At 34.4% G+C, this 23,607-nt stretch carries 23 protein-coding genes; 11 read left to right on the forward strand and 12 right to left on the reverse strand.

Annotated elements, in window-relative coordinates:
- Positions 1 to 77 precede the first annotated feature (77 nt).
- A complete protein-coding gene (locus tag BC781_RS01925) occupies positions 78 to 626 on the forward strand; it encodes a hypothetical protein (protein ID WP_109615561.1) in 549 nt (182 codons plus the stop codon).
- A gap of 72 nt (positions 627 to 698) precedes the next feature.
- On the opposite strand, the gene BC781_RS01930 is transcribed toward BC781_RS01925, so the two are convergent.
- The 4 genes from BC781_RS01930 to BC781_RS01945 all read right to left on the reverse strand — a co-directional run bounded on the left by BC781_RS01930 (position 699) and on the right by BC781_RS01945 (position 3,300).
- On the reverse strand, positions 699 to 1,403 hold the full coding sequence (locus BC781_RS01930) for a thioredoxin domain-containing protein (RefSeq protein WP_109615562.1): 705 nt from the start codon (positions 1,401 to 1,403) through the stop codon (positions 699 to 701).
- Between the two features lie 26 nt (positions 1,404 to 1,429).
- Complete coding sequence (locus BC781_RS01935; RefSeq protein ID WP_109615563.1) at positions 1,430 to 1,654, reverse strand: hypothetical protein; 225 nt, start codon at positions 1,652 to 1,654, stop codon at positions 1,430 to 1,432.
- Positions 1,655 to 1,742: 88 nt separating this feature from the next.
- Positions 1,743 to 2,669: an alpha/beta fold hydrolase gene (locus tag BC781_RS01940; RefSeq protein WP_109615564.1), complete on the reverse strand. Its 927-nt coding sequence runs from the start codon at positions 2,667 to 2,669 to the stop codon at positions 1,743 to 1,745.
- A 34-nt stretch (positions 2,670 to 2,703) separates the two neighbouring features.
- Positions 2,704 to 3,300, reverse strand: a complete 597-nt coding sequence (locus BC781_RS01945; protein WP_158281373.1) for a TetR/AcrR family transcriptional regulator — start codon at positions 3,298 to 3,300, stop codon at positions 2,704 to 2,706.
- Between the two features lie 135 nt (positions 3,301 to 3,435).
- Here BC781_RS01945 and BC781_RS01950 point away from each other — a divergent pair, with 135 nt between their 5' ends.
- Entirely contained in the window at positions 3,436 to 4,209 is a 774-nt protein-coding gene (locus BC781_RS01950; RefSeq protein WP_109615566.1) for a GNAT family N-acetyltransferase, read from the forward strand.
- A 46-nt stretch (positions 4,210 to 4,255) separates the two neighbouring features.
- Here BC781_RS01950 and BC781_RS01955 read toward each other — a convergent pair whose 3' ends face one another.
- From BC781_RS01955 to BC781_RS01965, 3 genes are all read right to left on the reverse strand, one after another.
- Entirely contained in the window at positions 4,256 to 4,708 is a 453-nt protein-coding gene (locus tag BC781_RS01955) for an N-acetyltransferase (protein ID WP_109615567.1), read from the reverse strand.
- Positions 4,709 to 4,827: 119 nt separating this feature from the next.
- On the reverse strand, positions 4,828 to 5,289 hold the full coding sequence (locus tag BC781_RS01960; protein WP_109615568.1) for a hypothetical protein: 462 nt from the start codon (positions 5,287 to 5,289) through the stop codon (positions 4,828 to 4,830).
- A gap of 10 nt (positions 5,290 to 5,299) precedes the next feature.
- Positions 5,300 to 6,616 carry a hypothetical protein gene (locus BC781_RS01965; RefSeq protein ID WP_146201598.1) on the reverse strand — a complete coding sequence of 439 codons (1,317 nt, stop codon included), beginning with the start codon at positions 6,614 to 6,616 and terminating at the stop codon, positions 5,300 to 5,302.
- 376 nt (positions 6,617 to 6,992) lie between these two features.
- On the opposite strand from BC781_RS01965, the gene BC781_RS01970 reads away from it, so the two are divergent.
- Positions 6,993 to 10,505: a T9SS type A sorting domain-containing protein gene (locus BC781_RS01970; protein ID WP_109615570.1), complete on the forward strand. Its 3,513-nt coding sequence runs from the start codon at positions 6,993 to 6,995 to the stop codon at positions 10,503 to 10,505.
- A gap of 512 nt (positions 10,506 to 11,017) precedes the next feature.
- Here the strand turns inward: BC781_RS01970 and BC781_RS01975 are convergent.
- Positions 11,018 to 11,209, reverse strand: a complete 192-nt coding sequence (locus BC781_RS01975) for a PspC domain-containing protein (protein WP_109615571.1) — start codon at positions 11,207 to 11,209, stop codon at positions 11,018 to 11,020.
- A gap of 356 nt (positions 11,210 to 11,565) precedes the next feature.
- On the opposite strand from BC781_RS01975, the gene BC781_RS01980 reads away from it, so the two are divergent.
- The gene (locus tag BC781_RS01980) at positions 11,566 to 12,306 is read left to right on the forward strand and encodes a hypothetical protein (protein ID WP_146201599.1); all 741 of its coding nucleotides are present in this window, start codon (positions 11,566 to 11,568) and stop codon (positions 12,304 to 12,306) included.
- On the opposite strand, the gene BC781_RS01985 is transcribed toward BC781_RS01980, so the two are convergent.
- Entirely contained in the window at positions 12,287 to 13,000 is a 714-nt protein-coding gene (locus BC781_RS01985; protein WP_109615573.1) for a tetratricopeptide repeat protein, read from the reverse strand. The two genes, BC781_RS01980 and BC781_RS01985, sit on opposite strands and share 20 nt — an antisense overlap.
- A 473-nt stretch (positions 13,001 to 13,473) precedes the next feature.
- On the opposite strand from BC781_RS01985, the gene BC781_RS01990 reads away from it, so the two are divergent.
- The 5 genes from BC781_RS01990 to BC781_RS02010 all read left to right on the forward strand — a co-directional run bounded on the left by BC781_RS01990 (position 13,474) and on the right by BC781_RS02010 (position 18,654).
- Entirely contained in the window at positions 13,474 to 13,818 is a 345-nt protein-coding gene (locus BC781_RS01990) for a hypothetical protein (protein ID WP_109615574.1), read from the forward strand.
- Positions 13,819 to 13,946: 128 nt separating this feature from the next.
- Positions 13,947 to 14,429 (forward strand): nucleoside-diphosphate kinase, encoded by a 483-nt coding sequence (gene ndk / locus BC781_RS01995; protein ID WP_109615575.1) that lies wholly within the window; start codon positions 13,947 to 13,949, stop codon positions 14,427 to 14,429.
- A gap of 337 nt (positions 14,430 to 14,766) precedes the next feature.
- The gene (locus BC781_RS02000; RefSeq protein ID WP_109615576.1) at positions 14,767 to 15,588 is read left to right on the forward strand and encodes a formate/nitrite transporter family protein; all 822 of its coding nucleotides are present in this window, start codon (positions 14,767 to 14,769) and stop codon (positions 15,586 to 15,588) included.
- 44 nt (positions 15,589 to 15,632) lie between these two features.
- Positions 15,633 to 17,864, forward strand: a complete 2,232-nt coding sequence (gene pflB / locus BC781_RS02005) for a formate C-acetyltransferase (protein ID WP_109615577.1) — start codon at positions 15,633 to 15,635, stop codon at positions 17,862 to 17,864.
- A 262-nt stretch (positions 17,865 to 18,126) separates the two neighbouring features.
- Positions 18,127 to 18,654, forward strand: a complete 528-nt coding sequence (locus tag BC781_RS02010) for a hypothetical protein (protein WP_146201600.1) — start codon at positions 18,127 to 18,129, stop codon at positions 18,652 to 18,654.
- A 44-nt stretch (positions 18,655 to 18,698) separates the two neighbouring features.
- Here BC781_RS02010 and BC781_RS02015 read toward each other — a convergent pair whose 3' ends face one another.
- Positions 18,699 to 19,493 carry an RDD family protein gene (locus tag BC781_RS02015; protein ID WP_109615579.1) on the reverse strand — a complete coding sequence of 265 codons (795 nt, stop codon included), beginning with the start codon at positions 19,491 to 19,493 and terminating at the stop codon, positions 18,699 to 18,701.
- 129 nt (positions 19,494 to 19,622) lie between these two features.
- Here BC781_RS02015 and BC781_RS02020 point away from each other — a divergent pair, with 129 nt between their 5' ends.
- Positions 19,623 to 20,276 carry a hypothetical protein gene (locus BC781_RS02020; RefSeq protein ID WP_109615580.1) on the forward strand — a complete coding sequence of 218 codons (654 nt, stop codon included), beginning with the start codon at positions 19,623 to 19,625 and terminating at the stop codon, positions 20,274 to 20,276.
- Positions 20,277 to 20,387: 111 nt separating this feature from the next.
- On the forward strand, positions 20,388 to 21,353 hold the full coding sequence (gene rlmF, locus BC781_RS02025) for a 23S rRNA (adenine(1618)-N(6))-methyltransferase RlmF (protein WP_109615581.1): 966 nt from the start codon (positions 20,388 to 20,390) through the stop codon (positions 21,351 to 21,353).
- 59 nt (positions 21,354 to 21,412) lie between these two features.
- Here the strand turns inward: rlmF and BC781_RS02030 are convergent, their stop codons facing one another.
- Both BC781_RS02030 and BC781_RS02035 read right to left on the reverse strand, forming a co-directional pair.
- Positions 21,413 to 22,693 (reverse strand): peptidoglycan DD-metalloendopeptidase family protein, encoded by a 1,281-nt coding sequence (locus BC781_RS02030; RefSeq protein ID WP_109615582.1) that lies wholly within the window; start codon positions 22,691 to 22,693, stop codon positions 21,413 to 21,415.
- A gap of 79 nt (positions 22,694 to 22,772) precedes the next feature.
- Entirely contained in the window at positions 22,773 to 23,603 is an 831-nt protein-coding gene (locus BC781_RS02035; protein WP_146201601.1) for a hypothetical protein, read from the reverse strand.
- Between the last annotated feature and the right edge of the window lie 4 nt (positions 23,604 to 23,607).

Below are 23,607 nucleotides of genomic sequence, written 5' to 3' on the forward strand. Positions count from 1 at the left end.
ATTACGAAGTGACTTTAACAGATTTTATATTTGTGGACTAATAACAATTAATCCATCTGTAATAACAAACAAGCTTCATGAGAACAATTAGCCTATTCTATGTAGCGCTTTTTTCTCTGATTCCGACCCTACTTTTTGCAGGAGATCGAGACAAAGACAAAAAGCAGAGTACCAACAAAGTTGAAGAAGCAGATCATCAAGAACACCACTTTGAACTAGAAATGTCTTACAACGATGCAAACCATTTTGAGTTTACTGGTTCAGTTTATTTTGCTCATTTAACGAAGTTTCAAGGTACTGTAGAATTTACAGGACACCACTATGCTGCTGTTCTAGTCCGCGAATTACCATTTAGACATTCTAAGTTTGGGACATTTTTTGGAGTAGGTACGAGCTTTGGTTTTGAGAAAGAACACATGAATTCAGAAATCGGTGTTCACGAAAGTAAAATGGCGCCTTCTGAAGAAGGTGAAAATGAATGGGAAACAAACCTAATTGTTCAGTCTGGTCTGGCTTACTCTATTGATTCGCATTGGAGTACAGGATTTACTGTGTCACCAGGTTACTGTTTTCAAACGCACGACCCTATTGTAGGTATGACCTTAGATTTGGTCTTTGCTTTTTAACTAAAAAAATAGAGGGCTTCCAGAATTTTCAATTCTCTAAGCCCCCTATTCATTTTATAACTTTAAGTAATTTTATAGCCCTAGCTTTTCCATTACTCCTTCCTTATCGATATACCCAAGGTGTTCCCACGTTTTTTCTTTCTTATCATATAATTGCAAAACAGGAAGAGCTGTAATATTAAACTCTTTACAAAGCTCAGGATTTGCATCTGCATCTATTTTTACCACAACAACCTTGTCTGCGTGGTCTTTTTTAATTTCTGCTAAATATGGAGCCATTTTCTTACAAGGTCCACACCACTCCGCATAAAAATCAACAAGAACCAATTTATCGCTGTCAATCATTTTTTGGAAATCAGCCATTGACAAAGCATCTTTTTGGGCTGGTCTTACTACTGGAAAATCTGCAGCCATCCATTTCCCAAGACCTCCATCAAGTTCATAAACTTCCTCAAAACCTAAAGAGACTAAACGTTTGGCAGCCTTTGTACTTCTTGCCCCACTTCTACAATAAAGATACACAGGTTTTGATGTATCTAGTTGTTTAGCTTGTTCGTTGAAGTTATCAAACCAATTGATATTTTTAGCATTCTCAATCGTTCCCTTCGCTACTTCTTCAGGTGTACGAACATCAATCAACTGTGCATCTTTTGCATTTGCTAAAGCTGTTTGAAAAGATTTAGCATCTAAATGTTGAAAATCTGCTTGTGTTTGGGCATCTGAACAACTGCTCAGTAAAAGAAAAATGAGTGAGAATTTTAAAATAAGTAGTTTCATAAAAAATAGTGTATCTATTAAAGTGTTTATTCTTTCCCTCTTTGTGTTACATCACAATTAGAAGAAGCAGATCCACATCCCCATGCTAATAACCCTTTTAAAAAGACATAAGCGCCTACGGGTATTCCGATATAAAACCTATCTACTATTCCTTGAATTAGTATCAATAATCCGACAAGGATAAAGAGTAAACGTGTGATGTTCCATCCGTATCTGATTCTGAAATAAATAGATTGCATCTCGATTTTCATCAACTTCTAATTGTTATCCGCCTTTGATATAATTGAGCAAAGATAATAGTTATAGATTGTTCTTTTGTAATCTATGTTACAAAGCCTACTAAATTGCAGCTACTTTCTTTTCTATCGGAGCTGTACTATTTTCACTTTTCGTCAAGTGATCATAAGCTGCTGATACCACACTTTCATCTCTTACTATTTTGTTATGACCTAAGCCAGAAGTATAAATCACTTTTGCAGAAGGATAACTCTGTTTCATCACTTTCGGATTCTCTTCAGATACTTGATCATCATCTGTATCATAAGCCAAAAGCAAATCTACTCCCTCTATTTTTTCGACTAGTTGTTTCGCTTCAAAAGAATAAAAATCCCTGCCCAATTGATTTTGAACCCAAGAAAGGAAATAAGGATAATTCTTATTTGAAGCATTTACGTTTCTACAAAAGCCATCCAATATTTCATTTGCGATAGCAGGACTTGCGATCATCATCAACTTTTTTGAGAATTTACGTTTCGTGAGCGCCAAAAGTGAAGCTACTCCGCCTAAAGAATGTCCTACTACCATTTCAAAATCACCAAACTGTTTTTGTATTTCAAGAATCAACTCAGAAGCTTCTAAAAGATGCGTTCTGTTTCCTTCAGACTTTCCATGTCCTACCAAATCAAATGAAATACAGGCATAGCCTTCTTGCGTAAATTTTTCTATGAATTTTGAAAACTGACTCACTTTCCCCATCCAGCCATGTACAAGTAAAATCGGCTTTCCTTCTCCCCACACATACACTTGAATATCATAGCCATTAATCTTTAAAGTCTGTTGTTTTGCTTGATCTAAAAGTGCTTTATCTCTTGAATTGATCGGTAATCGGAATACTTTGAAGAAAAAGTAAACGAACATTTTACCTGAAAGGCTAAGCGATATCTTTTCAACCTTTGGAAATAACCATCTTATGATTCTGAAATTCAATGGTATTTTCTTCTTTTCTACTTTTTGCTCTATCTGTGGCATTGTCTGATAAATTTTCATTGATACCGATCGGTATCTTTTTAGGTAAAATTTTTTATTTCTTAAAATCGTATTGGACTAAATAATCAATATGATCCATCATGCTTGTCACATAATCATTACTTTCATGAAGCGTAGCAACAAAAATGCTTCCCTCTATCATAGAGAATAAATTCTGAGCGACAATCTCTACTTCAATACTTTCTCTAAACTCATCTTGCGCTATTCCATCTTCCAATATTTTTCTCAGATCACCTCTCAAGTTTGTTCCTGCTTTCTGAGCCATTCTGAAAAGTTCTGGATTGGTAAAATGAGTATCAATTCCGATATTAATCAAAGGACAACCACCTAAATTATCGGTTTTATCCAGATAGTTTCTGTAATAATCTGTTAGAATTTGAAGCCGTTTAGTTGCAGATTTTTCCTCACTCAAAAGAATTGAAAGTGGAGCTAAGACAAGTTTTATATTGTATTTGAAAGCTTGTACCGCCAAATCTTCTTTACTCTTAAAGTTTCTATAAATCGCTCCTTTGGTCATAGAAGTAGCCTTTTCCAAGTCCGATAAACTTGTAGCTACATAGCCTTTCTTATTGAAAATTGGGGCTACTGTACGCAAAATGTAATCTTTCGTATTTTCTTTTACGGCCTTCAATCGAGTTGATTTAGAGTAATGAATATCCAAATGAAAGAAAAATACCGATCGGTATCAAGTTTTAATCTAAGAATTTGAGTTAAATGAGGAAATAAAGAAAAAGCCTTATTTTTGTGCTCTCAAAAAATAGAATAAATGAAACTGACAGATATAAATAACAATTCGCTAGAACGATTAGCCTTATTTGGCAACTCATCTCCACTCATGCGAATTTTAGAAGAAGAAAAACTGAGCTATTTAGATAGTGGTTTTAAAAAATCAATTTTCAATATTATCCAATTGCATTCTAATGAAGGTTTAGAGCTTTCTAAACTTAAAGAAGCTATGGACTTTAATGAAAATCGTCTTCGAAACTTTGAATTGAGAATTCATGATGAACTAATATCTGATGACTTAACAAAGTTCTTGGAAGAAGAAAACCTGCAAGTCTTAGAAACTAATCACAGTTTTTTGCTTGAAATAAAAGACAACAGCCCAATTGAAGAAGCAAAATATGAGACTAGCGCTGTAGTTGATAAACAAGGAGTCATTGATTTTGCATATGTATTAGCTAGTCAGTTTGAGCCTATGGATGTTGATGTCATCCATTTTTATAATAAAATACATCAAAAACTTTTGGCTAATGAAAACTTTGGAATGCTATCAGTTTATCACGACGGTGCAATTGCTGGAGTTGCCGAATATTTTATAGACAGTCAAAAGAATGCTGTTTTACATCATTTGGCGGTAGTAAACGAAGAACAAGGAAAAGGGATTGGTCAGTCTCTTTTACAGGCTGTTATTGAAGAACTAAAAGTAAAGAAGATTAATACGCTAGCTATTCAGACTGTAAATGATACTGCGCCATATTTTGAAAAACTCTCGTGTCAATTGATTGGAAAAACTACTTGTTTTGGTCGAAAAGCCTAAACCTTCAATAATCTTGGATGTAAGATAACTCCACTCCCATCCGAGATTATTTTTTCATTTTATATTCATCTAAACCTTCTCCAAATCCATCAGGAATCACTGCATACGTATTAAAACCATATTTATTGAAAAGACGCTCCATCAATTGAGTCGTGTTTATGTAAATAGTAAAACCTGTATTTTCAGCTTTAATTCTATTTTCGATTTCTGAGTAAAATGAATCTACAACACGGAAGAATTCTTTATACCCAATTGAGTTGCTTTCGAAAAATGTCCAAGCAATCCCATGCTGTTGAGCTTTTGTGTAATGTCCGCAACACCCTATAATTACTCCATCAGAAAGAGCTACTAGGAAATTTTCATCGGTATAATTCTCTAAAAAATCGACTAACTCTCCTTCGTCATTCGGATCAAAATATTTCGGACAATTCGTTCTGAATATTTCGACTACTCTTTCCTTATCTGTGGATTGATACGATCTGATCTCTAAGTTTCCCATGATGCAACTTTCTTAAAAGTTAATCCCCTTTACAATTTCTGATTTTTGTAAAGGGGAATTCTTAATCCTTAAAAGTAAAAACTAAAACACTAGCAGTGCTTTACTTTTTATCTAATAAATCAAAACTGATGAACATGCTTTATCCAATGTCTGTCTTCTTCCAATTTCAATACTCGAATACCAACAAAAGACACTACAAATGAAGCTGCTAAACCTTCTGCAAAGAGTGCAACAAATACAGAAAGTGGCGTTAGGTAGTCTCCTAGTAGTGCATTTTCCTTGATGTACTGCATAAATCCATAATCAAGGAATTTGAGGTAGCAGAGCATAAATGCTGAAAACATAAACACAGGGAGCATTGAGGTTCGCATACCTACAAAAAAGCTATCGGCATAGCCAAACTCTTTTTCTGAAACAATCCGATCATGTCGCATTGAAAGATAAGTAAGCGAACAGTGAAAGATTACATTGAAAATACGAAGGTCTAAAATGTGGTAATACCCCAGCATTTTCATACTAATGAAGTAGGTGATAAAGCCCAGCAGCATCCATCCACCATAATATAATTCACCTTTTCTCATTATTTATGATTTAACGTGTAACATCAAATATTTTACCGACAGGTACTTGGTTAGCGGCATCATTCACTTCTCTTTCTGAGAAATTGACAAAATGCATACTGAATAATGATTGATTGTTAGGTATATTAATATCTGTAGCCGAAGGTGTACTGCCTTCTTCCACTTGATACATTCCTTTGTAGCCGTCTATTTTTATAGATTTCTGTCCCGACATACCACTCAAAAGCGGATTAGACAAGAAACTACTCACCATAGCCATCATTGGAGAATCATCCATTAGACTTAATTCTATCACTTTAGAATTATCGGGCGATGCATAAGTTCTGGTCACATACACACCAGCAAAACCCGCAGTGGTAGCCACATGCTCATCTTGCCCTTCCACAACCTTTAAGCCCGCAAGCTCGTCGGGAAGCATATCCAATACCATTTTACCTATTTTCACATCGACATCTATCAATGCATTTTGCAACTCAAAACGACAACCTTCAATGTCTTTTTCTGAGTATTTTGAAGATGCTGTTTTTAAATAAACATCTCCAGTCAAGTCTGTACGTCTGTCACTTTCATCATCAATAAGTAGTTCTTCGTAAGCTTTGATATTGAATTCTTCAGCCGCTTGTCTTACTTCATCTTCATTTGCAAAACCACTACACGCTAAGACAAGTACAGAAGATTGAGCAAAAGGAACGACCAAAGTATAGGTACTCTGTTCATCGAAGCTTAGATTTCCACGATACCCTTGAATCGTTATATTTTTAGCTTGAGTACCTCTTGTTGTATAACCAGAATTCATCATCATTCCATACATTCCGCTCATCATGGCATTGTTTCCTACAGTTGCAGCTATCTGCTTATTACTTCCTTCATAATACCTTGAAACCATGAGTCCGACAAAGCCTACTCCAGTACTTACTACTCCATCATTTTCTGGATTAGAAGATAACTGATGCGCAGATTCAGGCATTTGAGCAAGAATTTCATAACCTATTTCTAGCTCTACTCCTTTTAGTGCTTCTTTGATATCAAATCTTGCATTCGAATATTGCTCCTGTGCATAAGCAGACTGGGCAGAAGTGATCAGTTCATTGATATCTGGAGGGGTAAGTTTTTGTCCTTTCTCAAAATTTCCATTATTCGAGTTCTGATTCTGTTGTTGCTGATTATTATTTTCATCCTCTTCTACGCCCAAAACTGAATTGACAGCAGCATTTTTAGCATCCTTAGATTTTTTCTTGATAAACTTATCGAATTGCCCATATACCGTTGTATTGGCTATAAATAGTAGTACAAAACTGAAAGTAAGAATGGATAGTAGCTTTTTCATTTTCTTAATTCTTTCGTTAGAACAATTGGTATCCAATTCTAGAACAAAAAAATAGGAAAGGAGGTCTGAAAGATGTAAGATAGTTGGGCTTGAGAAACTTACAGAAATCAAAATTGACCTTATATTCTTACTTGTGTCACTTTTTTAAGAACATACGATAGAGCTTCCTATAATCTGAACGAATAAGACTGCTTTCACATTGAAGGGATGAAAACATACACTATCTATTACAATTAGCCCTAATTACATCAAAATACAAGTAAAGTACATTAACCTAAAAACCACTTAAACCAAAGTAAAAACCAACACTAACTTTACGCTTCTCTGCACAAAAGAAGCTCTCACTAATTCTATAACCTATTTATTACAATTAACCATGAAACTTCATTTACCATCAGGCTTATTAGTCTGTTGCCTCTTCCTGCTCTCAATCGGACTGAGCACTCCTTCAATTGCTCAAATTCCTGATTGTAGAGATAGCAACGATCCAAACTTGAATACCGTATTTGATGAAGATTATAGAAGTATCGAATTCATCTTTGATGTCAGTATGAATTCCTTTCCAGATATTTCTGACTTTCTCGTAGATTTCCCAGAATTTGAATTAAAAAATGCTGAAGCAAGTGATCCAGACACATTGGTAGGTCTCTGGACGGGTGGAAATGATATTCCAGTACTTTCAAATTATAACTTACATATTTCCTGTTCTGATGATTTCCCTAATGGTTACTCAGAAAATGCAAGCCGATTTCCAAATGAAATGGCTGGACATCCTTCCGTAATTTCTTGGAGAATATTCGAATATGAAATTGATGGAGACGATTGTGAACTTGTCGATGTATGTGATAATCAACCGATCAATTGCCCTGTAGCTGGTGATAACAATACCAACACAACTTTTACTGATGAATACACTAGTGTTGAATTTATCTTTGCAACACCTTTACCAGACATCAGTGCGTTCCTTAATGCTAATCCTACTTTTGAACTGAAAAATGCAGTTCCAAGTGACCCCGATACTTTATTAGGAACTTGGAATGGAGGAAATAATATTCCTGTACTCCCTGATTTCAATATTCACATCTCTTGTTCTGAAGACTTTGAGGGAGGATATGCCAGTGGAGATGATCGTTTTCCAAATGAAGATGCAGGACACCCACAACTTACGATGTACAAAATCTTTGAGTATGAAAGGTCAAATAATGGTATTTGTGAATTGACTGATATTTGTGACAATGCACCTCTAAATTGCCCAGACACTGATGATCCAAATGTTAATACAATCTATTCAGATGAGTATAGAAGTATTGTCTTTATATTTAAAACAGCAGAATTGACATCGGCAATTGAAAATAGCTTCACGTCCAATCTAGATAATGTAATGATTACAAGAGTAGATGGAACAGGCCAACCAAATGCACTAGGAGATTCAGTAGAGGTAAAAGGAATTTGGGGTGGAGATAATAATTTACCAATTAATGATGGCACATCCGATTACAATCTGCACCTATCTTGTTCAGAAGACTTTGAAGATGAAGGATACAGTACAGATAGTGATCGCTTTCCAAATAAGAATGGCGTGAATCATCCTGCCGTAGCGAACTACATGATCTTCAAGTATAAAGAAGATGGTGATGGTTTATGTGAATTAAATAAGGAATGCTCCAACATAACAGACCCTTTAGAGGTATTAAATTGTCCTGTTGATGGCGATAATAATGTCAATACAAGTTTTGTAGATGAGTATTACAGTATTGAATTTATTTTTGACGATTCAGACAGCGAATTCACTCAAGATATACAAGATTCTTTCGAGGCTCAACTTGAAAATGAGATGATCATCAGAATTGATGGAAATGGAAATCAAGACCCTATGGGCGATTCTATTCTCGTCAAAGGAGTTTGGGATGATGGTAATGATTTACCAATTAATGACGGCACATCTGATTACAATCTGCACCTATCTTGCTCTGAAGATTTTGATGGAGGTTTTAGCGATAATGATGATCGTTTCCCACAAGAAGATGAAGATCACCCCCCAGTCCTGATGTATAAAATCTTTAAATATACATCTGACAAAGATGGGAATTGTGAACTAGATAAAACTTGTGACAACGCCCCATTAAATTGTCCTGTAGATGGAGACGAAAACGTAAATACCATTTACACAGAAGAATATTTTAGTATAAAATTCATCTTTGATGATACAAACGGAGAGTTCACAACTGATATAGAAAATTCTTTTTCCAATCAACTAGACAATGTCATGATTACAAGAGTTGATGGTGAAGGTAACCCAGATATAATGGGAGATTCAGTAGAAGTAAAAGGAATTTGGGGAGGTGGAAATGATTTACCGATTAACGACGGTGATGATGACTATAACCTACATTTGTCTTGTTCTGATGACTTCCCTGACGGATATAGTGACTCAGACGGTCGTTTCCCAAATCAAGATGCTGGACACCCAAAAGTGACAATGTATGAAATCTATGAATACCAAAGAGATAAAGATGGAAATTGTGAACTGAAAAAATCTTGCGATAATATTCCATTACTCTGCCCTGAGACCAATGATCCTAACCCCGCACAAAATATAGCAGAAGACAAGTACCTTAGTGTTTTTGTAAAATTCAACACATCACTAGCAAACCTAGATCAAGACATCATCGATAGTTTTACTGCGGAAGGATTTAGTGTAACTCAAGACCCTGGAAATGTCAACCTCACAATCGTTCAAGGAACGACTACAAAGAAAAAGTTTGATGTAGATGGAGAAGAGTTTGAGTATGAATGTGGTAAAGATAATTTCGAAACAGGTTACAGTTTTGATGGAAAGTTCCCTATTCAAGGTACTCATCCCCAAATAAACATCATAAATGTTTGGGAGTATGAAGATAAAGGAGACGGAATTGTTAAAGTCAAACAATGTGAAATTGATTGCTTGACACCAGACGACCTAAATGACCCTAATGATGACCTAAATGATGGTTTTGTAGAAGATTTTCATACCGACGAGTCTATCAATGAATATAGAAGTTATGAAATGGCATTTGAGAATGAATTCGGATTTATAACTCTAGTCACAGGTACAATTCAGAGTGGAAATGATGTAGTTGTTGATGACTCTTTAAGTACTACACCTATTCATATCTCTTGTTCAGACCCATTTACGGACGGCTACGGTACGAAAGGAGGCCCTATTCAAGCTAATGGAGATCAAAAGTTAGTCTATTTCAAGTTCTGGAAATATAAAAGAGAAAGTAATGGAGCTTGTAAAATAGAAGTTTGTCGTGAGTGTGAAGAACAAACACCTCCACCAAGTGGCCCTCCTATGCCTAGCGAACTGATCAGCTTTTATGCAAAAGAAATGGATTTAGGTGTTGTATTAAATTGGGAGACGGCAAGTGAAATCAATAGCTCATACTTTGAAGTTCAGCATAGTCATGATGGTATAAACTTTAAAAATATCGGAATTGAGGAGGCTAGTGGTTCTAGTGAGATAATAAGAGCTTATGACTTCTTACATACAGAACCTGTTATGGGAATCAATTTCTATCGATTAAAGAAAGTTGACTTAGATGGAAGCTATGAATATTCAACTGTTTACGCCTTGAGGGTAAATGAAACTTTTAAAAACTTACTGCTATACCCTGTACCTACTTCTAGTAAAGTTTCGGTTAAAAACCTCAGGCTAAAAACTAAAAGTGAAGTACAAGTCGTCATCTATAACAACTTAGGAATGCCTGTTATGAATGCTATTATTGCGCCTAATTCAAGCGAGATAGATACATCTCTACTTCCTGATGGAACATATTCAATACAATTAAACTATGGACATAAACAGGAAACACTTAGAATGGTTAAACAGGCCTCAATGAAAAAATAAAATAAATTAGAGTGTTTGTTACTTGGCACTGATTAACTTCTAGTTAATCAGTGCTTTTTTATTAGAAAAAGTCAGGTACTTCTCAAAAAGTAGTACCTGACTCGTAAGATTTCACTTGATATGGGTAAGGGTATGAAAATAGATTTTGATTACTATAGATTGAATAAACTAGGTTAATCGTATTTCGATAGATCTAATAAATTAGGTTAAATACTATTTATATTTTTTAGATATATCTATCTGATATTCTTTATGTTTCGATTTCTTGATTACAAATGTATGGGGTAGAATGAGCTTTTAATATTCTAAAAAACGCGAAGAATATCGCAAAATCGTTTTTCAGAAGAAATGAAGTAGATTGATTATCAATAGATTCAAACAAAGGAAAATAAGCTTTAATAATTTAAGGCATAAAATAAAAAAATAGCTGTCAACAGGGTGTTGACAGCTATCTAGTGGAGAGGTGTAATAGACGGTTCTAGCTTATTCGCTAAACTAGTGGGTTATCTGGCTTAAAAGTATTCTTCATCTGGCATCAATAGGCCCATCAAAACATAGATTAATAACGGAGAGCCAAATCCAACGATTAATGCAGCCGCAAAACCGATTCTAATAAGCGTTGCATCCACGTTGAAATACTTTGCTAACCCACCACAAACTCCAAATATTTTTTTATCGGTATAAGATTTAGTAAGTTTTGTCATTTTCAATAATAAAATTAATAAGACTCTGATTTTAAACGATGTATACTCAGTTATACGAGAGCTTTAGAGAAATGTTTATCTACAAAAATATTTTTTTTACTTTTTTTCACAAATCAATCTCAAAAAGCTCTAGAAATCATCCTGTTTTATACAGAAAAAAAGTCCTTTAATTATTACGTAGTCAATTCTTACGAGGGGTTTATCTGTTGTTTGGTTGTACGCATCTTTTCTAAATGCAAAATGATTTTCTACTTATAGAATACTGCGTGAAGACTATCAAACAAACTATATTTCTTGTTTTACTGATCCTATTAAGTACTTCCTGCTTTGAATCTGAGAAAAAAAGGGTTAATCAGTTGAGTGGCTTTTGGATTGAAGAACTTGTACTTGAGACTTTATTGAATACACGTTCTCCCAAACATTCATTAAACTCTGTTCAGAAATATGTAGGATTATACCTTGATTCATTAGATGAAGAAGACTACACTATTCGTTGTACTCTTCTAGATACTTCATACAATCAAGATATTACAGTTTTAAGATTCTTTCCTAACTCAGATTTACTGAGAGGGCTTTCTTCTAGAGCAACGAGAGTTTCAATTACCTTTGACAAAAAAGATCCTTCTAAAATACAAGTCTATAAAAATGGTGATGTGACTAGTTTTACAAAAATTTCATCTAGTCTTGAACATGGTACGTTTCAGATACCTTTAGAATTGGCAAAATTATTTAACTACCACACTATTGTAGGAGAGTATTATAAAAAAGATACGGCTAATATCGCATTTTTTAGAGATGGTCATATTGAGGGTTGGTCTAGATATTCTAATTTCATTTACCCAAGTATTCCCATAAAAAAACTGCCTTCCCAAGATCTTTTATTCTTTTACAATCAAGATCTTGAAGAAAGCAGTTATTTCATTTACACTCAAACTCCCGATTCCCTTTTACTCCGAGAAATTGTACTTAAAGAGTCTGAAAGCTTATGGCAAGGTTTCCATTATCAGTTTACTCTTACAAATCAGAAATTTACCTTTTATAAGAATAATCCTCAGATAAATCAGGATAGCCTTTTTTCTATTGACAATGTTCACTAAAATCATCCGCAGCTAAAGGATATCCCATTTCTGCAGCAGTTTTTAGTAAACTACAGACCTCATCATCAGCATTTCCTGATAAAGCGGTCTTACAACCTGCTAAGAAATAGTATACCTCAGGATTGGTTTTATCCAAATTTAGGTAAGCATCAAAGCTATTGATAGCCTCTTTAAATTGCATCAAAGCCATTTGTGTTTTTCCCTTATAGTATAATACTCTTAGATCTTTAGGGTTAAGCACTTGAGCTTGATTAAAGTCTATAATTGCTTGCTTGTTCTCTCCTAAATCAACGGCAGATAAAGCTCTATTCAGATAAATATCTGAAACTTCTGAATTTAGTTGAATGGCTTTTGTATAGGCATCAAATGCTGCTTTAGGATTATTATTTACTCTGTGGATATTTCCAATATTAAAGAATGGCTTGTAGTTCGTACTATCCAAAGCTAAAGCTTTATCAAAACAGCCTAAGGCTTTATTGTATTCATGAAGACTAAAAAGAGATGCTCCTTTCGCTAAATAGTATTTAGGTTCCGAGCTGTCAATTTTGATGGCTTCATCTAATAAAGAATTAGCTTCTTTAAAGGCTCCATTGTTTAGTTTAGCTTGTGCTTGCTTGAAGTAATCTTCAGATGAAGGACCACATGAAAATAAAACAATTCCTAAAAGCACGAATACACTATAAATCTTTCTCATTATTGATAATACTGTTAAATCTTATAGAAGAACCCAAATATATCAACAATGTTAGACTAGACCCGAAAATTATTGTAATAAATCTAGAAGTGAAATTCTAAAAATCAGAAAGCCATACTCCAAAATGTAAGTCGTACAGAAGCTTAAAGAAAATAGCCAAGTTTCCTCATAATCTTACATCCTATCCTCATATAACTTCAATACAACTCTATTATGGAACTAAAAGGGGCTAGAATATAATATTATTTGAAGAATGTAAATCTTTAAAAATAAAATTGATAGGGATTTTAGGCAATTGAAGAAGATATTTTGTTCACTTATAAAGAGATATGAAAATATGGGTATATGATTTCAAGTTCTGGTCAAATTACGATTGTATTATAAGATATGTTATAGTCAGCTATAAAGGCTTAAAATGTCTAACCTCCTAAAATATCTCGCGTACAACTAACTCATTTTAATTACTGCTTGCCATGAAAACAATAGAAAAGTTTAGTCTTAAAAATATAGTTATTATAGATCAATACTTGAGCAATCGATTAGATGCGTCTGAAGAAAAACTATTCCTCAAAAAACTGCAATCTGACATTGAACTCAAGCAAGATTTTCAGATGGTAATTGATTTGGTCGCAAGCAGCAGATATAAACCTACAGGTACCAGCAGAAAATGGAAAATGAATAAGTCTTCTAGCTTTAACAGTTCTGATCCTAAACTTCATTCAACTATTAAAGATGTTATAGGATATGGTATCTTCGCTATACTTGCAGCAGGATTACTTGTTTTTATTTGCAGCTTAGCAATTGATTTCTTTAGTTAATCTTTAAGTGATTTTCTTAGTATCTCACTATATATAACTGATAAATAAAATCTCGATCAAGATGACTTCTCTTTTTGATCGAGATTTTTTGAACCCAATCCCCAAACTTAAACCCTAAAGCTAAAACTATGAGTGACCAAAAAACACTATACGGAAAAATCACCTTTACAATGATCAAACCTGGTGAACGAAATCAAGAAAACATAGGACCTATTCTTACTAAGATCACAGAAAATGGCTTTAGAATTGAAGCTATGAAGCTAGTTAAATTAAGAACCAAACAAGCAGAAGTTTTTTACAGCCATCTTTCCGACAAACCTTTCTACAATGATCTTGTCAAATACATGACATCTGGACCTGTACTCGCTATGATTTTAGAAAAAGAAAATGCCGTTTCAGATTTCAGAGTTCTTATTGGTGACACCGACCCTACTAAAGCTAAAGAAGGTACTATCCGTAATCTTTATGCTGAGTCTTTACAAAAAAATGCAATCCATGGGTCAGACTCTGATGAAAATGCTGCTTTAGAAGCTGGATTCTTCTTTTCTACAAGCGAACGATACAATAAAAATGGTGAGTGTTTCCTGAAAGATACATGGGTTGTTCGTTAGCGCATTTCGTTAGCCGATATTTATGAGCGAATTTTCGCATTTTATATAGGAATCTTTTTAGTTGCGAAAAATCGTACTTCCACGATTTTACACTTTACAGCACCAATGTTAACAAATTATAAAATTTAAAAAACTTCAAATAAATAGACCTGAAGCCTCAAAACACCTATCCCATTACATATCAATACATTAAATACTTAACAGATAAGAATCATTAAGAAAATTCGCCAACTTTTTATGATGAATATCACTTTTTAGTCAGTGTACCACATCTACATTTGTAGTACACAACAAGAACATCTAACTAGCAAAAATCATATTTTATCAAAAATCAGTAATGGGATACTATTCTCCAAAAGAAGTCGTAGAGGCGATTAGAAAAGCAGCTTACGGAAAAGACAGTTTTTCTTTACCAAAGCTCATTGTTTTAGGAATTATGGGGGGAGCTTATGTAGCATTCGGAGGAATCACTGCTATTATGGCTACCGGAGGAATCGAGACTATCGGATTACAAAAGTTTATGTTCGGTGCAGTCTTCCCTGTAGGTCTTATCCTAGTAATTTTAGCTGGAGCTGAGTTGTTCACTTCAAGTTGTGCTATCATGACTATTCCTGTTTTAAATAAAGAAAAAGGAATCAAGTCATTATTAAAAGTTTGGACAGTTGGCTACTTCGCAAACTTTGTAGGAGCATTATTAGTCGCCTACTTATTTGTCTACATCGCCGGAGTACTTAAAGCTCCTGTTTTTGCAGATAGCTTAGAGTCTATTGCAATTGGTAAAACGTCAAATCCTTTCTTTAAGACTTTTGTAAAAGGTATTGGCGCTAACTGGCTAGTATGTTTAGCTGTATGGGCAGCTTATGCAGCCAAAGATGTTGGAGGAAAAATCTTAGCAATGTGGTTCCCAATCATGGCTTTCGTAGTTATCGGTTTTGAACACAGTATTGCAAACCAATTTTTGATCCCTGCCGCAATGATTCAAGGGGCAGATATCTCAATCGGTCAATTCATTTTCAACAACCTTATTCCTGCAACACTAGGTAATATAGTGGGAGGTTCTGTTTTCGTAGGAGTAGCTTATTGGTTTATTTTCATGCGAGATGAAACCAAAGCCTCTGAAGAAGAAGTTGAATTAGTAAAGAAAGAATTGGCTTCCTAATTGATTTAAAATATTAAAAATACATATAGAAAACGAATAATATCATGGCTGAAGTAACTTTAAAACCTTTCAAAGAAGGGAAATGGAATACCGCAATTGATGTCTATGACTTTGTCATCAAAAACGTAACACCATACACAGGAGATGCATCTTTCCTTGCAGGACCAACTGAAGCAACTAAAAAGCTTTGGGACATCTGTCTTGAAGGAATGAAGGAAGAAAGACAAAATGATGGCTGTCGTGCTATTGATACTGATACTATTTCTACAGTAACTAGTCACGCTCCTGGTTACATTGATAAAGATCTAGAGAAAATTGTAGGTCTACAGACTGATATGCTTCTTAAGCGTGCAATGAAACCATTTGGTGGATACAGAGTGGTTCAAAACGCAGTTGAGGAGAAAGGACAAAAGGTTAATCCTTCTGTTACTAATGTTTTCAATTATGCTCAAGATCATAACAATGCTGTATTTGCAGCTTATGATCAAGAAATTAGAACTTACCGTTCAAAGGGTATCTTGACAGGTCTTCCTGATAACTACGCTCGTGGTCGTGTAATTGGTGATTACCGTCGTTTGGCTCTTTATGGTACAGATCGTTTGATTGAAGCTAAATTGGCTGATAAAGCAGCTATTGAAGGCGAATTAGACGAAAACAAAATTAGACTTAGAGAAGAGGTACAATACCAAATCAATGCTTTGAACGACATCAAAGAAATGGCTGCTAGCTATGGTGTTGATGTTTCACGTCCTTCAGAAAATGCTCGTGAAGCTGTTCAAGCTGTATATTTGGCATACCTTGCTGCTGTAAAAGAGCAAGATGGAGCTGCAATGTCTTTGGGTAACGTATCTTCTTTCCTTGATATTTATATTCAAAGAGACTTAGAAGCTGGTTTGATCTCTGAAGTTGAAGGTCAAGAGTACATTGACCACTTCGTAATGAAGCTTCGTATGGTTCGTCACCTTCGTCCTGGTGCTTACGATGAGATCTTCGGTGGAGACCCAACTTGGGTAACTGAAGCTATCGGTGGTACTTTCAACGATGGAAGAACTAAAGTTACTAAGACTTCATTCCGTTTCTTACAAACACTTTACAACTTAGGCCCTTCACCAGAACCAAACTTAACAGTTCTTTGGTCTCAAGAACTTCCTGAAGGATTCAAAAGATTCTGTTCTCAAGTATCTATTGATACTTCTTCAGTTCAATATGAGAACGATGACTTGATGCGTCCAAACAGAGGTTCTGATGATTATGGTATCGCATGTTGTGTATCTTACCAACAAATTGGTAAGCGTATCCAATTCTTTGGTGCTCGTACTAACCTTCCTAAAGCACTTCTTTTGGCTGTAAACGGAGGAAAAGAAGAATTCTCAGGAGCTCAGATTTTGAAAAATATTCCTGAGATGGCTGACGAAGTATTGGATTATGATACAGTATTCGAAAACTTCAAAGTGGCTATGAAAGATATCGCTAGAGTTTACTCTAAGACGATGAACATCATCCACTACATGCACGATAAATATTACTACGAAAAAGCTCAATTCGCATTCTTAGATACTGATCCAGGTATCGATATGGCTTATGGTGCTGCTGGTATCTCTATCATTGCCGATTCACTTTCTGCAATTAAATATGCAAAAGTAAAACCTATCCGTAACGAAGAAGGTCTTACTACTGACTTTGAAATTGAAGGTGATTACCCTAAATACGGTAATGATGATGACCGTGTGGATAGCATCGCTCAAGAAGTTACTCACATCTTCTTCCAAGAGCTTACTAAACACAAGACATATAGAAATGCAGTTCCTACAATGTCGCTTCTTACAATTACTTCTAACGTAATGTATGGTAAGAAAACTGGTGCTACTCCTGACGGACGTAAAGCTGGTGAGGCATTTGCACCGGGTGCGAACCCTATGCATGGTCGTGATACTCACGGAGCTATTGCTTCATTGAACTCTGTTGCGAAATTAGACTACAATGATGCTCAAGATGGTATTTCAAATACTTTCTCAATCGTTCCTAAATCGCTAGGTTCTGATAAGCCTGAGCAAATTGGAAACTTAGTAACTATGATGGACGGTTACTTCGGAAGAAATGCACAGCACTTGAACGTAAACGTATTGAATCGTGAAACTTTGATGGATGCTTACAATAATCCTGAGAACTATCCACAGTTGACAATCCGTGTATCTGGATATGCTGTTAACTTCATCCGTTTATCTAAAGCACACCAGTTAGAAGTTATTGCGAGAACGTTCCACGAGAGCATGTAATCAAACTTCTATTATTAAATAAATTAAACGCCTCAGCTTGTTTTAAAGCTGAGGCGTTTTTTGTTTAAGCAACAAACTATTTATAAGCGTACTATAAACATCTCTTAACACTGTTAAATACCTAATTATCAAGTCAAAAAAATTAGATATAGATAAACATTTTTAAGTAATATTTGTAGTTTTACAGTACTAACACCGCATTTACTTATTAAATACTTAGGTACATTTGTATCTGTTAAACTGAGACTTTTACTATTTATTTATGAGACATCTATTTTTTGTGATGGCATTTTTGTACGCCATCAACTTTTCTGCTAGTGCGCAGACCATTACTACTGAACTATTTAAAGGGGAAAAAAGATCAATGATTGTCACCATCACCGATTCCATTGATTCAAAAATCACTTTTATCGACCTAGGTAGTGATGAATATGAAATACTCATAGAAGCTCCTGATAAAAATGGAGGCTATTCTAGTATTCGTAATGATCTAAAAATCACTGATCTTTCTGGTAAAACCTATTTGAGTAGAATATTTAAAAGTAGATACTCTACTTCAAGAGGTGTGAGAGTAGCAAACCAATGGTGGTATCCTCATTATGTGAAAGCTTACATTAGCAAAGATGAAGCTGAGAGCATTTTTAAAAATGGGCTTGGCCTTGTTTCAATTGAGACTAAGAAGGGTACTATTTCTTGCGACTTTTCAGGAGGTGAGAAAACGAAAGAAGAGTGGGAAAAAGCTTTAGCTGAATTTTCTAAACTGGAAACTAAAAGCACTAGTTATTATTAATCAAATGAAAAGAGGAGTCTAAAAACTATTAGACTCCTCATTCTTTATTCAACAACAACTTCTTGTTTCAATGTCTCAAACTCTCGCGATTCATCATCATAAGATTTTGAATCAACAACAATAGTCTCACAAATTTTATCATGAGTAGTCATGTGATTTCGCTCCCAAAAATACTGAAGGAAGCCCAGAAAGAAGGTTGAAGCAGATGATGCATAACCTGATACTCTTTCTAAACTATCCCAAAGTTTAATATGCTTGCCATTTATTTTTACTACTCTTAATCCCAATAACCTTTTACCTGGTGTCTGACCTTTCCATTTCCATGTAAATAAAGTAAAGTAAAATAAAGCTCCAAAGGTACTAAATACCACACTTAAGACTTTATGAAGGATTGTAAAAGGAGTTGTAAGCTCTTCTTGATTGAAGAATTCTAATATGAATTGATCATCTTTAGTCACAAAAGAATAGACTAAAACTGCAAACAGTGTTAGCGATATAAAAACAGTAAATCCTATTATGGAGTAAATGTAAAGCTGTCCATACAAAATAAAGTTTCGTCGTAGCCTTGTACTAAACTTTCTTTTCCCTAATCTTTGATCGATCCTATTTACAAATTTAATAAGCTCTGATTTTATAAAGCTTCCTACTTCAGCCCATTTATTCTTGTAAATCAAATAAATTACACCTAAAAAAATAAAGCCTTCAAAGAAATTAGCTGCAAAAAGAATCAAAGACCAATCAATCAGAAAGGCTATAGAACGTCTTCCAAAAGAACCAAGATGTGTATTTTCTAATTTGGGAGATATATAATAGTGTGAAAAGTCAAATTTCTTCTTCATAGAAATTTAGTAAGAGTGAGTAAATTCCGTCTTGGAGGTAAAATAGTTAAAACACAAAATAGTAAAATACTTCCAATAAATAATCTTACTTGTAGATTTGCATATATACCAGATTATATTTTAACACTTATGGAGCAACTCAGTAGAAATATTCCTAATCAGTTAGCCGTAAACTTAGCTCATAAACTTACTTCAAGTGATGATTTTCCATTTGAATATGATCACGAAAAACACCGATTAATCTTCAATGAAGATCTTAGCTTTAGGCTACCTATTGGTACAACTTTAGGTAATGAAAAGAAACTTAAATATGTATTTATTTTGATTCAGACTGAAAGCTGTTCTATTGGCTATTACGAAGGGGCTGATTTGGTTTCACATAAAGTGTATGGTACATACGGTGTGAGAAAAAAACAAGGTAAAAGTCAGATTAAATACTTAAAAACAAGAGGAAAGTCCAAAGCTGGTTCAAGGGTTAGGCTAGGTAATACCATAAGTTTTTTTGAAAAAATCAATACTAGATTACAAGAGCATTTCAAAGAAAATCAGATTGATCGAATTGTATTTAGTTGTTCTAAGATTTTACTACCCTATTTATTCGGATCAAAAGTTAATTGTCCATTTGACAAAAAAGATGAGAGAATCTATAAAATCCCCAAACACATTAATCATGCAAATCACGAGGAAATGATCAAACTTCACAAGGAATTACAAAGAGGTGAATTTATATATAAATCTGATCAAGAAGAATTTGTAGAATCTTTAATACAGTTGGGGAGTTAATAAGCTTTACTAAAGAATGAAGTCCATCTAAACTTAGACAAAGAAAGCTGTTGTATTTTCTTTAATTTGCATTAAGATTGAGTAGATAACACAAGGTTAGAAGAGTGAGATATGAAAAGAAAAAAGAATACACCTACCGCTGAAAAGAAAGAACTTCACCCAAGAAGTCTACATCATCACAAATATGATTTTGATAAATTAAGTCTTACTTGTACAGAGCTATCTAATTTTGTTTTTACCAATAAATATGGAAATAAAACTATTGATTTCAGTGATCAAGATGCTGTAAAAACTCTAAACAAAGCATTACTAATCCATTTCTATGATATTTCATTTTGGGATATTCCTGAAGGATATCTGTGCCCACCAATCCCTGGTAGAGCTGATTACATTCATAATTTAGCAGATGTTTTAGCATCAAGCTACAATGGAAAAATCCCTAAAGGTCGACAAATAGTTGGGTTAGATATCGGAGTTGGAGCAAATTGTATTTATCCTATTATTGGAAATAAGAGTTATGGATGGGATTTTGTAGGTAGCGATGTGAACTCTGATGCAATCCTAAATGCTCAACATATTATCGACAATAATAAAGGATTGAAATATGCAATTAAACTTCGCAAGCAAGAAAATTCTACTTCTATTTTTCAAGGAATAATAAAGACTAATGAAGTTTTTGATTTCACGATGTGCAATCCTCCTTTCCACACTTCTGAGTCTGAAGCTTTAGAAGGCACAAGGAGAAAGTGGTCTAATTTAGGCAAAAAAGAAAATGAAAAGCTAAATTTTGGTGGTCAGACCCAAGAACTTTGGACAGAAGGTGGAGAACTTCAATTTATATCTCAAATGATTGAGGAAAGCTCCCAACTAAAAACAAAATGCTTTTGGTTTACTTCACTGATCTCAAAAAAGGAGAATCTTCTTCCTCTTAAAAAGCTACTACAAAAATATGAGGCCACGAAAGTAGTTGTGAAAGATATGGCTCAAGGTCAGAAAGTTAGCCGATTTATCGCCTGGACTTTCTTAGATAATAATCAGCAAGAGAAATGGGCTAAGTTGAGATGGAAGAAAAGATAAAAAAACGGCCTTTCTTTTATTTAAAGAAAGGCCGTTTTTTAGGTTTATATTTCTTGCTACTACATAGCTAAATCTGTCCCATCATCTTCTAACTCGATATTATCTAATTGTTGTATCATTGGTGCTTTTATAGAATCATAAGCAACCTTCAACTCCTTTTCAATTGGTTTTGATGATGGAAACTTCTCTCTGAGAGGGTCTACTTGTTTTCCGTTTTTCCAGAAACGATAACACAAATGTGGACCAGTAGCCAAACCTGTACTTCCAACATATCCAATTACTTCTCCTTGTTTCACATGTTTCCCTGGTACCATTCCTTTTGCACGTTTTGACATATGAAGATATTGGGTTGTGTAAACAGAATTATGTCTAATTTTCACATAATTACCATTTGCCCTTGTATACGTAGAGTGTGTAACTACACCATCTCCTACAGCATAAATTGGTGTTCCTGTTGGAGCTGCATAGTCTGTACCTAAATGAGGCTTTGTTCTTTTAAGAACAGGGTGAAACCTTCTTGGGTTGTATCTAGAACTAATTCTACTAAACTTAAGAGGTGCTTTTAAAAATGCTTTTCTAAGACTCTTTCCTTGCTCATCAAAATATTCTTGATTCCCATCATGTTCAAATAAAATTGCATAAAAATCTTCTCCTGCATGTTTAAAATAAGCAGCCTTGATATCTCCAATACCAACGGTATCCCCTTCTACAATTTTCTGATCATAAATCACTTTAAAACGGTCACCTTTTTGAATATGAAAGAAGTCTACTTGCCAAGCAAATACATTTTCCAACATACCTGAGAGCATTGGCGAGCCTCCAGCATCTCTCATCGCATTATATAATGAAGAAGATATCTCTCCACTCAATTCACTTTCAACGAGAGTAACATCTTTTTCCTTCTTATAAATACCTAGCGTATCCGTAAGTTCGTAAACAACATAATCTATAGGTGATTGCTCATAGATAAAATATTTACCATGTTTCACACTATCTCCTTCTGAAAGGACTGTATACTTTTTTCCTTTTCTAAGTTTACGAACATCAAAAACTTCTTTCGAATTTTGAGCAATTTGGTGAATTGTCTGATAAGAAATTTGATAAGGAGATAATATATCTGATAGACTTTGCCCATTTTTAATTACACTTTCATGGACCTCTAAGCTATCAATATTTATATCATATAGTAAGTTGGGTTCAACTTCTTCAACAGCAGCAAGAGTATCTATTGCTATTGTTTCCTCAGTTTGTTCTTGATTATTTGTACCACTTCCTTTCTCGCAACTAGTGAAGGCTATTCCTGCTAAAAGCCCTCCGATTAACGTGAAATATTTTTTCATCTGCTCATTTAGTTTAAAACACCTCTCTCACCCAAACCCTAGATAGTATAGTCTCGTTCTTAGGCTCTTTTAATGAAACTTAATAGTTAAGAACTAATAACAAAGGCATCATAAATACACCATCTGCTAATGCTCTCAGTAGATTAATTTGACGATTCCTCTCTCTTAATAAAAACACTCCCCACAGCATAGCTTGCATAACAAGTACTAACATGAACTCAATTGTGATTTTTTCAGAAAAGAATATACTTATCAATGTTACAATTAATAAAATTGATAAGAGAAAGCCTATCAAGATTGAGATTTTAAATTTTCCTAACAATTCAACGATTGAAGCTTGTGTGTCTTTAGAATCTGTTTCAGAATCCATGTAAGAGAATAAAAGTAAATTCACTATAGCCATACCCCAAAAAAGGCTTAAAAATAACCATAAAAATGAATCACTATGAAAATCATTATATGTAAATACAGATAATGATATACCTAGTATATAAATACTTGCAATACTGAATTCTTTGAGGTAAGGAATTGCTCCTTTGAAAAATTGCAACATTAAAAAATATCCCCCCACTAAGCCACCAAGCACTAAACCATTAAATATAAGATCAGTTGGTAAATAAAAGACGATAAATGATTCTATGAAGGTCAAAAGAGCTATGCAAACACTTAAGAAACGGAAATTTCGCTGATGAAAAGCATGTCTATCAGTATGTGCAGAATGAGGTATTGCTCTAGCATCTAACAAATGATCAAATGTATAAATGATCCAAACTGCAAAAGCTAGACTTAGCACATCTAAAACACCTAAGTTCACTCCAACTAGCTTAGCTAAAAATAAATTACTTGCACATGCCCCCAACACAACATCTATACTCAGTACTTGAATATAGAAATACACCTTTTTACCCATCTTA

The organism is Sediminitomix flava, from assembly GCF_003149185.1.
GTDB lineage: Bacteria > Bacteroidota > Bacteroidia > Cytophagales > Flammeovirgaceae > Sediminitomix > Sediminitomix flava.

Bases quoted from the DNA above. Each gene is read 5' to 3' on its own strand.
- BC781_RS01960 (WP_109615568.1), bottom strand. From the start codon at position 5,289: ATGAGAAAAGGTGAATTATATTATGGTGGATGGATGCTGCTGGGCTTT.
- BC781_RS01990 (WP_109615574.1), top strand. From the start codon at position 13,474: ATGAAAACAATAGAAAAGTTTAGTCTTAAAAATATAGTTATTATAGAT.
- BC781_RS01940 (WP_109615564.1), bottom strand. From the start codon at position 2,669: ATGAAAATTTATCAGACAATGCCACAGATAGAGCAAAAAGTAGAAAAG.
- BC781_RS01985 (WP_109615573.1), bottom strand. From the start codon at position 13,000: ATGAGAAAGATTTATAGTGTATTCGTGCTTTTAGGAATTGTTTTATTT.
- BC781_RS01965 (WP_146201598.1), bottom strand. From the start codon at position 6,616: ATGAAAAAGCTACTATCCATTCTTACTTTCAGTTTTGTACTACTATTT.
- BC781_RS02035 (WP_146201601.1), bottom strand. From the start codon at position 23,603: ATGGGTAAAAAGGTGTATTTCTATATTCAAGTACTGAGTATAGATGTT.
- BC781_RS02030 (WP_109615582.1), bottom strand. From the start codon at position 22,693: ATGAAAAAATATTTCACGTTAATCGGAGGGCTTTTAGCAGGAATAGCC.
- BC781_RS01970 (WP_109615570.1), top strand. From the start codon at position 6,993: ATGAAACTTCATTTACCATCAGGCTTATTAGTCTGTTGCCTCTTCCTG.
- BC781_RS01975 (WP_109615571.1), bottom strand. From the start codon at position 11,209: ATGACAAAACTTACTAAATCTTATACCGATAAAAAAATATTTGGAGTT.
- rlmF (WP_109615581.1), top strand. From the start codon at position 20,388: ATGAAAAGAAAAAAGAATACACCTACCGCTGAAAAGAAAGAACTTCAC.
- BC781_RS01935 (WP_109615563.1), bottom strand. From the start codon at position 1,654: ATGAAAATCGAGATGCAATCTATTTATTTCAGAATCAGATACGGATGG.
- BC781_RS01950 (WP_109615566.1), top strand. From the start codon at position 3,436: ATGAAACTGACAGATATAAATAACAATTCGCTAGAACGATTAGCCTTA.
- BC781_RS01925 (WP_109615561.1), top strand. From the start codon at position 78: ATGAGAACAATTAGCCTATTCTATGTAGCGCTTTTTTCTCTGATTCCG.
- BC781_RS02015 (WP_109615579.1), bottom strand. From the start codon at position 19,493: ATGAAGAAGAAATTTGACTTTTCACACTATTATATATCTCCCAAATTA.
- pflB (WP_109615577.1), top strand. From the start codon at position 15,633: ATGGCTGAAGTAACTTTAAAACCTTTCAAAGAAGGGAAATGGAATACC.
- BC781_RS02020 (WP_109615580.1), top strand. From the start codon at position 19,623: ATGGAGCAACTCAGTAGAAATATTCCTAATCAGTTAGCCGTAAACTTA.
- BC781_RS02010 (WP_146201600.1), top strand. From the start codon at position 18,127: ATGAGACATCTATTTTTTGTGATGGCATTTTTGTACGCCATCAACTTT.
- BC781_RS01930 (WP_109615562.1), bottom strand. From the start codon at position 1,403: ATGAAACTACTTATTTTAAAATTCTCACTCATTTTTCTTTTACTGAGC.
- BC781_RS01955 (WP_109615567.1), bottom strand. From the start codon at position 4,708: ATGGGAAACTTAGAGATCAGATCGTATCAATCCACAGATAAGGAAAGA.
- BC781_RS02000 (WP_109615576.1), top strand. From the start codon at position 14,767: ATGGGATACTATTCTCCAAAAGAAGTCGTAGAGGCGATTAGAAAAGCA.
- ndk (WP_109615575.1), top strand. From the start codon at position 13,947: ATGAGTGACCAAAAAACACTATACGGAAAAATCACCTTTACAATGATC.